General features: G+C 57.2%; 10 protein-coding genes. 1 reads left to right on the forward strand and 9 read right to left on the reverse strand.

Annotation, left to right across the window (positions count from 1 at the left end):
- Positions 1 to 279: 279 nt before the first annotated feature.
- From WBR68_RS30680 to WBR68_RS30715, 8 genes are all read right to left on the reverse strand, one after another.
- The gene (locus tag WBR68_RS30680) at positions 280 to 1,194 is read right to left on the reverse strand and encodes a Fic/DOC family protein (RefSeq protein WP_230696170.1); all 915 of its coding nucleotides are present in this window, start codon (positions 1,192 to 1,194) and stop codon (positions 280 to 282) included.
- 37 nt (positions 1,195 to 1,231) lie between these two features.
- Positions 1,232 to 1,441, reverse strand: a complete 210-nt coding sequence (locus WBR68_RS30685; protein ID WP_230696171.1) for an antitoxin VbhA family protein — start codon at positions 1,439 to 1,441, stop codon at positions 1,232 to 1,234.
- Between the two features lie 61 nt (positions 1,442 to 1,502).
- The gene (locus WBR68_RS30690) at positions 1,503 to 1,748 is read right to left on the reverse strand and encodes a hypothetical protein (protein WP_230696172.1); all 246 of its coding nucleotides are present in this window, start codon (positions 1,746 to 1,748) and stop codon (positions 1,503 to 1,505) included.
- Positions 1,749 to 1,835: 87 nt separating this feature from the next.
- Positions 1,836 to 2,183 (reverse strand): H-NS histone family protein, encoded by a 348-nt coding sequence (locus WBR68_RS30695; RefSeq protein ID WP_230696173.1) that lies wholly within the window; start codon positions 2,181 to 2,183, stop codon positions 1,836 to 1,838.
- 79 nt (positions 2,184 to 2,262) lie between these two features.
- Positions 2,263 to 2,538 (reverse strand): hypothetical protein, encoded by a 276-nt coding sequence (locus tag WBR68_RS30700; protein WP_230696174.1) that lies wholly within the window; start codon positions 2,536 to 2,538, stop codon positions 2,263 to 2,265.
- Positions 2,539 to 2,624: 86 nt separating this feature from the next.
- Positions 2,625 to 3,845: a DUF7673 family protein gene (locus WBR68_RS30705; protein ID WP_230696175.1), complete on the reverse strand. Its 1,221-nt coding sequence runs from the start codon at positions 3,843 to 3,845 to the stop codon at positions 2,625 to 2,627.
- Positions 3,842 to 4,591 carry a ParA family protein gene (locus WBR68_RS30710; protein ID WP_120156676.1) on the reverse strand — a complete coding sequence of 250 codons (750 nt, stop codon included), beginning with the start codon at positions 4,589 to 4,591 and terminating at the stop codon, positions 3,842 to 3,844. Before WBR68_RS30710 ends, WBR68_RS30705 begins: the two co-directional genes overlap by 4 nt.
- 96 nt (positions 4,592 to 4,687) lie before the next feature.
- On the reverse strand, positions 4,688 to 4,885 hold the full coding sequence (locus WBR68_RS30715; RefSeq protein ID WP_230696176.1) for a helix-turn-helix domain-containing protein: 198 nt from the start codon (positions 4,883 to 4,885) through the stop codon (positions 4,688 to 4,690).
- 73 nt (positions 4,886 to 4,958) lie between these two features.
- On the opposite strand from WBR68_RS30715, the gene WBR68_RS31555 reads away from it, so the two are divergent.
- Entirely contained in the window at positions 4,959 to 5,372 is a 414-nt protein-coding gene (locus tag WBR68_RS31555) for a helix-turn-helix domain-containing protein (protein WP_370641298.1), read from the forward strand.
- A 76-nt stretch (positions 5,373 to 5,448) separates the two neighbouring features.
- On the opposite strand, the gene WBR68_RS30720 is transcribed toward WBR68_RS31555, so the two are convergent.
- Positions 5,449 to 5,777 (reverse strand): hypothetical protein (locus tag WBR68_RS30720; RefSeq protein WP_230696177.1); only part of this gene is annotated, 329 nt, incomplete at its 5' end.

Genomic DNA, 5,777 nt, shown 5'->3' on the forward strand with positions numbered 1-5,777 from the left:
TTCGGATAAACGTGTTTTGAATTGGATGTTTAGTGGCTAAACCGAACCGGTTCGCGCTGCCCCTCTGACGTGGAATGCGCTCGGCCCGTCATGTCCACGTGCTAGCATTTCTGCGAAGACGCATGTCCCAGACAGCGTGCGTCTTTTTGCGCTGAACGGCCCTGACCTCGCGGTCAGGGCCACCTTATTGGTCAGCACGAATGTTCACCTATCAAGGCGCCGGTGGCTGGCTGAGCTGAAAATAGACCGTAGAAGTTTAGCCGCTAAGCAGGTGCCCGCTCAGCGACCCAGGTCGCGATCACGCTGATGTTGCATTGAGTAGGCTTGCTCAGCCTGTAGTTCCGTGCGCTCAACAAGGCCAACGCCACCATGCGGATATCGGATCCCAATCATCTGCCCGGGAACGGCGAGATCCACGTTGAGGAGCGCGCGACGGCTGTGCAGGACCATCTCACCAGCCAGGCCCTTTTGCTCTTGAACCAGGTACCGCTCGGTCAATCCGATAACCACGCCTTCATAGCTCTGCCCCGGAATAGCCTGAACGACATGTGCGCGATCGCCCGCCACCGCCCTCGCCAGATCCAGTGCGTATTCCCGGTCAATTTCTCGGAGACTGGCGCGAATCAAGCGCGCCATGCGCTGCGAGTCTCCTTGATAGGCCTCGATCGACGCTTTCGTCATCTCGCTCCGATCAACGCCCTGCCAGTCAATGCCGTAGCCCGCATCCCTTGCAAGTTGACCGATGAACTCCCGGATACTCCTGCCATTGCCCTCCCGAAAGGGATGGAGCACATTCAGCTCGCCCAAGTAATGGCCAGCACGCTCGCTGAACAAATCGGACGAAAGACCTTTTAGCAGCCCTTCTCGAGAAAGTGGTCGCGTGATCTGTGGCGCATAGCTCGTGATCTGCTCGTGGCTGGCGAAGCGTGTTGTGCCCTTCGAAATGTCCACCGTGCGAATCTTGCCCGCCCAGTCATAGACGTCGCCGAACAGCCGTTGATGAATCTGTTGAAGGTGCGCCAGGTCAAACTCGCCTCGAACGGGCGATACCGCAAGCTCATAGGACCGCACGGCAGCAAAGGTCGCTTCAACCCTATCCAGTTCGGATTGGTCGCTGATGCCAAATCTGTTGCGTAGAACGCCTGTATCAGGATCTACGTAGGGGTCTTTTGCGTTAATTGGATACTTTGCCATGGCCGTAGCGAAATGGCCGCCAAGGAGGCGGCCATTGCTATTCGAAGGCGGTGGGGGAGCGAAACTCCCCAGACGCTACGCGGGCGCGCAGCGTATTGATCACGTCCAGAAGGCTCAAGGTTCCGTCCGCGGCACGCTTAAGATCTGCGATAGTCCGCGCATCTGGCTCCAGCCCCTCGAGACGCTGGCTGGCTACCGCATTGGCGACGGCGCGATGGCGGTCCTTCAGGTCGTGAGCAGTAAGCATTTGGAGGCCTCCGGGTAAGGCTTCATTTTACCGAATATCCGCGCTTCGCAGCTGTTCTGAATCAGATTTTGCCGTCATCAAGAGACCATAGCCGGCGCTTCAGAACGACTGTCACAAAATTCTGCGCAGCATCCCAGAAAACATAAAGACTGCCGGCCAGTAGTAGGAGGAACCACCAATTCGTATCGGGCAGTAGTCGATCGAAAACAGAATGGATCTCCAGCAACCTCAGCATTCCTGCCGTCGCCAATATCCAGGATAGGACGTAGGTAACGATTCCGAACGCTATGTACAAGATCAAGAACATCGTTGGCTCCTTGGGCTGTTGGGAAGAAATCGGACGGTGGTTCTGGGGTGCGTCACCTCAACGATGAAGGTAACCGGCCCGCAGGTGTTAAATGCGGAACTGTTCGCGCAGTGCTCCGCCCTTTTCTGCTGCCGTAAGCCAGCGGGGTGCGCGTCCACGACCAGTCCAAGTCTCGCCCGATTCGGGATGGCGGTACTTTGACGCCACGGGGCGACGAGGTTCTTTTTGATCTACGGCCTTCTTTCGCTTGGCGCGGGTCGACTTCATTGCACCGTATGCGGCCTGGATATCTGCGGGAGCAATCTGAAACTCATGCATCTGCGCGATGATCTTTTGTAGGGCTGACGCCCGGCCATTGACGCGAAGCGCTTCGGCGCGTCGTTGCAGGGCTTGAATTTGAGCGTTGAGCTTGGCGAGCGATTTGTTCGAGTGCATTGCGAAATCCTTCTGTTGTTCTATTTTGGTGCTGACCGGGATGGGGCGCTTAAGCGTGAAGGCGTCGTTGCCACGGCGGTCATGCCCGTGCAGCCCATTCCAACTCTGCGGCCGGGCCGATCGTGACGGAGACTCGGCTGTTGGCCCGCTTTTTTATATCCACTGCTTCGTTTTGCGAACGTGCCGCAACGAGCTCCACCGGATCGGCCTCGTTGACGATCGATACGAGAACGTCAAACTTTCGACCCTGCGTCAGATAGAAGTCCAACAGGCGGACTTCGTCAGTCGAAAGCAATGCGTAGATGCGGCCATCCAGGGACTTCACATCGTTCAAAGTGGGGATTAAGTTCGGCATGTCTTTTTTCCGCTCAGGTGTTTTGTGCAAGTGGGTTGGGTAGGGTCGCTACTTGCGGTTTAGCCGCTAAACATCGGCACGCTTTGTCATTCATTAACGAGCTGGGGCCTCCAGATCTTTACTAGCTCCTTGAACGCCTCGTGTACGGTGGTACTGAGCGTGTCTGGATAGGATCGGCAGCGCCGGACCAGGGCAATGACTGAAGACATGTCGTCGTAAATCTCCTTGTCCACGCTCCACAGATCCGACAGATCAAAACCACCGCAGCTTGTTGCGTTCCACCAGGCAAGCAGGAAGTCCGCCACGCGCTTGCTCTGGTTGGTGTCTCGTCGAGCGATTTCGATGAGCCGATTCAAGGAGTCCATGCCGGCTTGCCGCAGCGCGGGATTGGCAGCGTCACGCTGCTCTTGCTCGAGCACGTTCCGACGGCGTTGGAACTCTGCCTTCACTTCTGCAGGAATCTCGCCGGCGGTCGACACGAAGGTTGACCGAGGCGGGAGTGCGCCGTCTGCGGGCGGGGAGCTCGGCTCTTTTGCCAGGAATACGTAGGTCGAGCATTGCGCGGCCACCGCGCGGGCTGTCGCCTCATTATGTGATGACGGTGACGTGTCGTCCGACGGCGCTTCTGGCGACTCTTCCTTGGCCCCTGCGGCTTTGCGAAGCGCCTTCACTGCTGACCGCGTCGGCTTCGTCTCGGTGGCGTTTAGCAGATCTGCGACAGCCTGCGGATCTTCTCGATGAGCAACGGCCAGCTCGCTGGCCAGCGTCACGTCCGTGACTTTTCCCGAGGCGACGGCGTCGGCCACCGGAGGCGGCAGATCGAGCATCTTTGCGTGTTGGGTAACCCAAGCCTTCGACTTTCCAAGCCCGACAGCGATCTCGCTCTGCGTTCTGCCCTCCGCCAACTCGTCGCGGATGAACTCGGCAATCTCAAGAGCCGTGATGCCTTCGCGTTTCATGTTCTCGGCCATTTGTGCGAAGCGGTCGAACTTTTCGCGAATAATCCCAGGCACCTGGCGCCAACCTTCAGCCTTGGCCGCACGAAAGCGTCGGTGGCCGAAGTTGATCAGATACCGACCAGGACGAGCCGGGTTCGGCCGGAGCGATATCGGGCTCAACATTCCATCGCGGCGCAGCGATTCGCGAAGTTCATCGATGCTCTCTTTGCTCAACCCCGGGTTGTAATCCAGCCGGACGTTCCGGTCCTCGTCGATGGTATCCACCTCGAACAGGTCGGGTTCGCCGACCTGTCGCTGCGGGCCGTCCAGCATCGAGGCGAGGTCGCCCAGTCCTTTCAGATCCATCATGCCTTTACTCCCATCTTGGCGCGGATGTACTGTCCCAGGGCCCGCATTTCGGCGCCCGCCGCACGCGCGGTAGTCTTCTTGGATTTCCAGACGGGTTCGCCAATAGACTGTGCTTCAGCGACGCTGCTGCGTAGGCCGATGGTGACGGGCGCAAGCAGCTTCTCGTGGGTGGCACGGACTTCTGCCAAATGGCGGACCTGGCGCGGATTCCGCCGATCCACCATGCTGGGCAGAAGCCCGAGAAATTGCAGCCTAGGATTGCGCTGCCGAGCATTGAGTATCACGCGCATCATCTTCTTGATCCCTTCGATGCTGTACTCCTCCATCTCCACAGGGGATATGACCGCATCGGCAGCGTGAAGCGCTGCTGCCAAGGCGATGCTTACGCCCGGCGCTGTATCAATCACGCAGAGGTCATAACCTTGTTCGGCGAAGGCCGACAGATTTACCCGGAAATTTCTCAGCGCGGTCTCGAGCGGCATGTAAATCAAGTTCGCCAGCAGCTGATCTGCCGCGATCAAGGAGATGCTCGAGTCGTGTGTCGGCGCCACGGGCGTGCTGTCGAGAAAGAGCGCGCTTGCAGGGATTTCCAGCTTGAACCGGGCCATGGTCTTGGAGATGTCGCCAGAATCTAAGTCGACAACCAAGACCCTAGCTCCTGCTTCGGCTGCTTCAAATGAGGTGTTGACTGCGGTCGTGGTCTTGCCAACACCGCCCTTTCCTTGTGCGACTGCGAGAATTTTCATGCTATTTGCGTTCCAGAGTGATTGCTGGGTTTAGCTGCTAAACGCACTTCTCGGACCCGCGATCCAACATGCTTTTCGCTGGGGCTGTGGTGCGCTTCATTTGGCCGACTGATCCTTTTCGCAGATCCGGCTGTGCAAAGCCCTGAGCTTTTCGCCGTTGTGCCACTTCATATCCTTCTGCCCACCGGCTAGGATGCCCGCGACGGTCGATTGTTTAAGCCCCACCTCGGCCGCTATCTGCGACTGGGTCATGCCGCGAGCGACAAGGTCTTGTATTAGTTTTTTCCAGTTCATCGGTGAATTTTATCGGTGTTCCGATAATTCTGTCAATCGGCGTGCCGATGGCAACAGGGTTCAGAATTCCGATATGGTCACCTTCGGTCAACGCTTACGGGCAGCTCGCAAAAAAGCTAAGCTCAGCCAAGCGGCTACAGCTAAAAAAGCGGGCATGTCTCAGTCGACATTGTCCGAGCTCGAGAATGACGAGTACCCCACGTCCACGTTCACCACGCGGCTTGCCCATATATATGCGGTAAGCGCTCGATGGCTTGCTGACGGGGACGGGCCTATGGCCACGTCCTCAATAGACGAGAACGAGCCAGAGCCCATTAGTGCAGAGAGCGTCTCTTGGCCATTTAGCGACAGGATTCGCCCAGAGGCTTACGCCTTGTTGGACCCTGCTGTTAAAGAAGACATCGAAGACTATATCGAGCTGAAACTCTCGAAGGTCATGGGTACGCCCCGAAAAAGCACCGCGCGCAAAGCGCGCACAGCCGCCTAAACCCCGGTATCTCGTTTCATCCGATAGAAGGGTTATCTGGCCCCATCGGTGGCACAAAATTTTGCCTACCAAGTAACTAAATACCACTCCGGAATCTGAACGTATCTTTAGATTGCTGCCGGGTTGCTGCAGATACACATGCGATCCGAAGCAAATTCGCCCATTTCAGAGGCGTACAGAAAAATATCGGCATTCCGATTGACAACAATGATCGGAAGCCCGATAATTTGCTGGAACAGTTTCTTACTGCTTTATTGATACGTTCTTTTACAACCAGAATCTTTAATACCGCCCCACCGCGCCCATCGGCGCAGTGGTAGGGGAGATTGCCGCGAGCGAAAGCTTGGCCCCGGGCATTAAAGAAGCGGCAAGAATCAATGCGCCAGACGAGGCCCGTGAAGCTCG

This window comes from Achromobacter sp. JD-1 (assembly GCF_038594925.1).
Lineage (GTDB): Bacteria > Pseudomonadota > Gammaproteobacteria > Burkholderiales > Burkholderiaceae_B > Achromobacter > Achromobacter spanius_C.